We start from the raw sequence: 3,595 nt of genomic DNA, 5'->3' as shown, positions 1-3,595 counted from the left end.
CGGCCGCTGGTCCAACCGCCGCGCTTCGTGTGCTTCTGTTCGCGCGGCTCGAGCATGCCTGTCGTTTTGATGAAACGGATCTGCCAGGCCATGCGCCGGTCGGTGCCCTCATGGGCATCGACACCGGGTGCGGCCTGGACGCCGAGTCCCTTGAGCGCATCGAGTGCTATCTCCCAGGCCGCCTTGCGTGCGAGCAGATCGGTCATCGACACCAGACCCGCGGGCGGCTTGCCGAGCTGCGGGCGCTCGCCTTCGAAACCGAAGGCATCCAGGAGTGCCGATGCCTCGTGGGCATACCAGAGGAAACCGGCCTGATTCGCCTTCGCAGCCCAGCCGGCCAGGACTTCGAGTGCCTCGGGCGCCGGCCGCTCGCCGAGCCAATGCAGCATCAGGGATTGGAACAGGAGCACGAAGGCGCCGCGCAACCCAAGGCGTTGTTCCAGCCAGGCGCACTCCTCAACCCGACGCTGTCCGGACAGGACGGCCGTCAACTCGCCGAGCAGGCGATACACGGGTTCGACGGGGTCGGTGACATCCGCGCGCAGCGCGATTGCGACCTGCTGCTGAACAAATTCGAAGTCTTCCCGCTCGCCACGCCGCAGCCGCGTCAGCAAGGCCAGAACACCCGGAATTCCGGGCAGATAGACCTTGCGCTTGCGGGTGGTCTTGCGGATGGTCTCCCGTGCGGCATCGAAGACGTCGAGTGACTGCTCGTAGTGGCCGAAGAGGAACTGCAGCCAACCGCGCTGAACCAAGGCCGCGGGATCGCCGCGTCCGTCCAGCAAGGACGGAACCTCGGCAAGCCGGCCGCGCTGCAGTCTCTGCTCGATCAGGGCGTCGGCGACCTCGGGATGGGCTCCGACGAGCGGGACGAAGAGCTCTTCCATCAGGGCATAGGTGCCGGCGCGCTCGATCATGTCGCGGGCCGCCAAGCGCAACGGGGGAACGAGACCGGCGATCTTGAGCCGCGGGTCGAGCGTTTCCAACCAGGCGGGGTCCGTCGAGGACGTCAAGACCTGCGTCAGCGGCATGACATGGGCCGCGGACAAGCCGCTCAACGACACCTGATCGCTCAAGGCGAACATCCGCAGAGCCTCGTCCTGACGCCCTGCATACAGGGCAACGCGGACCATCCGCAGACGCCGCTCGGGACTCGGCACGAGCCAGGTGGGTGCGTTCGCGGGGACGACCGGAATGACCCGCTCGGCCGCCGCGACGATCGACTCGAAGGTGCCGTCGGCGAGCGTCTCGCGCGTCAGGGGCTCGAGCAGATCGCGGTGACAGGCGAGCGCGCTGCGCTCCGATTGGATCCGGCCGGACCCGACCAAGCGCCGGATCAGGGCCTCGTCGACATGCCGACTCAAAGGCGCCCCCGCCCGATCGCGCCAATCCAAGGCGTCCAGAATCTGCTGCAGCCGTTCTCGGGCAACCGGCTCGCAGATCACCGAGAGCACACGCAGGATCCGTTGCTCGTCCGTCGGCAGGGCGCGATAGGCGGCAAGCGCATCAGCCATTGCCGGTCTCCGGGAGCACGAAGCCCAGCTTGGCAAGCCCTTTTCGGAAGGCGGCGAGCTTGAGCTCGGGGACACACACCAGGCGCTCGCCCGCGCGGGTGCAGTGCGGCGCCGTGACGGGATCCGAGATCAACATGACGGCGATGGCTGGATCCCGACACTTGACGAGCCGAGCCGCTCCTGCATCGGCGAGTGCGGTCGCGCGCTCCTCGACGTCGCGCAGCAGTTGGACGACCTCGGACGGCAGGGTCTCGTCCGTCGACGACTCGATGAACGTGCGGATGCGTCCTCGCTCGCCGGTGTCGGCGCTGTGCCGCAGAACGGCATCGGGATCCAGATGCCAAAGTGTGGCCGAGAGCGGCTTGGCGATCTGCTCCAGCACCAGCCGCTCGGCCGGCTCGGGCTCACGCTTGAGGGTTAGGAGCAGATCGGCCCCGATCGTGCACAGCGGCGGTCGTTTCGGGAGCACGGGCTCGTAGGTCTCGGCGAGCCCCAAACAGTAGGCGCCGAGCGCATTGAGCCGGATGTACCTGAGTCCGTCGTAACGGCTCAGGAAGGCAAACTCATCGGCACCCCATGCATCCGTATAATCCAATCTCGCCTCGTAGGGCGAGGTATAGGCGACATCGAGCATGCCGAGTGTCGCGAGATACTCGAACAGATAGGCGAGGATGTAGCGTCCCTGGAGGATCTCGAATCCGTCGGCCCCGTTGAATCCCAGGCTGCCGTAGTTTTGTTCGACGAAATACAGCCCCCAGGCGTTCTCGGTCACCGTGAAGCGGCGGCCGCGGAACTGCATCTGTCGGAAGAGCTCGTCGATGGCTACCCAGCGGCCGGGGGGGCAGCAGTCCCGAAGCGCCTCGGCGATGACGGCTCGGCGCTCCGAGACCGCGCTGAGTCGCACGCCTTTTGCCGTCTGCCCCTTGATCAGGTCGACGCGACGCAGCTCATCGGGCGTGCCTTTCTGTTGCCAGCGCGCGAACAGGTGCGAGACCACCTCCTCGACCGGCTGAGACAGCGCCTTGTTGCCGCGGGCGGTCAGGACCAGCTTGCTGCCGTCGGCCTTTGCCAGTCCGCCGGCCTGCAGCAGAAGCGGCCAGGCAAAGGGGCGAATGGGTCGGATCGGACCGCCGGCCGAGCGTGGTTCGTCCAGGTCGTCGTCCGCGGTGTACCAGTCACCGCCGAGCAGGACGCTCTCCAGCTTAGTCATCGAGGCGCTGCTCGGCAGACCCGTCTTGGCGCCGACCGTGATGCGGCCCTGACCGATCAGGCGCAGCACGCCCGGAAGGTCATGATGGATCAGGGTCTCGGTGGCGAGACGCCGCAGCGGCTCGGAGGCGTCCTCTTCGGGCTCCAGGACGATCGCCGAGGCCATGCTCGTCGGCAGGTCCTCGTCGGCTAAGCTGACGATCTCAAGCGGCGTCGGCACCGCAACGATCGACGCCAGACGTTTGCAGAGATCCTCGGGGATCGATCCGTCGTAGAAGAAGAGCGGCAGCAGCGGACGCCGCTCTTGGCGGTCGCGCTCTGGCCGCGAATAGGAATAGGCCACCGGCTCGACGAGATTCGGAAGCGAGCCGTAGCGTGCCTTGAAGCCGGCGCGGTCGAAGAATCCGCCCCAGCGATGAACGCTCTCGGCGACGGCGTTCTGCTCGAGCTCGGAGAGGCGCCCCCAGTACTGGCTTAGATCCGCCGACAAGAGCTCATGCGAGATCGCCTCGACCATCTCCGCTTTGCGGGTCGAGCGGTTCCCGCTCAACAGCAGGTTGCGACGCTGTTTCAGTTGCTCGGCGGTCAGGAGCCAGAGGGCCTGTTGTAATGTCATGGGCGGACTCGGCAGAGGGTCTCGAACGTGCAAAGGCGAGCAGGGCGGAGACGAACACGCCCCCGGACAAGGCCCGGGCCTGCTTGAGATCGCGGATGGCGCCGATCCGATCGTCCTCGGCAAGACGACGGATCGCGCGCGCGACGGCGGCATCGCCGGCCCGATCAACCGCGTGCAGCAGGTTGAGCTCCAGGCCGCAGCGGCGACACTGCTCGGCGCCGTCGAGACGGGCGCGACAATTGGGGCAACGGTCCAT

2 protein-coding genes and 1 pseudogene are annotated in these 3,595 nt (G+C 67.0%); 1 reads left to right on the top strand and 2 read right to left on the bottom strand.

All coding sequences use genetic code 11. The features are described from left to right. Both GPT33_RS17565 and GPT33_RS17560 read right to left on the bottom strand, forming a co-directional pair. Positions 1 to 1,514 (bottom strand): annotated as a pseudogene (locus GPT33_RS17565) (ATP-dependent helicase); the annotation flags it as partial. Beyond that, positions 1,507 to 3,339 carry a hypothetical protein gene (locus GPT33_RS17560; protein ID WP_296811629.1) on the bottom strand — a complete coding sequence of 611 codons (1,833 nt, stop codon included), beginning with the start codon at positions 3,337 to 3,339 and terminating at the stop codon, positions 1,507 to 1,509. The gene GPT33_RS17560 and the pseudogene GPT33_RS17565, both read right to left, overlap by 8 nt. Between GPT33_RS17560 and GPT33_RS17555 the strand changes: the two genes are divergently transcribed. Beyond that, positions 3,338 to 3,595 (top strand): hypothetical protein (locus GPT33_RS17555; protein ID WP_296811627.1); only part of this gene is annotated, 258 nt, incomplete at its 3' end. The genes GPT33_RS17560 and GPT33_RS17555 overlap by 2 nt on opposite strands.

This window comes from Thiocapsa sp. (assembly GCF_011390875.1).
Taxonomy (GTDB): domain Bacteria; phylum Pseudomonadota; class Gammaproteobacteria; order Chromatiales; family Chromatiaceae; genus Thiocapsa.
Note: the sequence above shows the minus strand (reverse complement) of the source record. Positions and strands in the feature narration are given on the sequence as shown.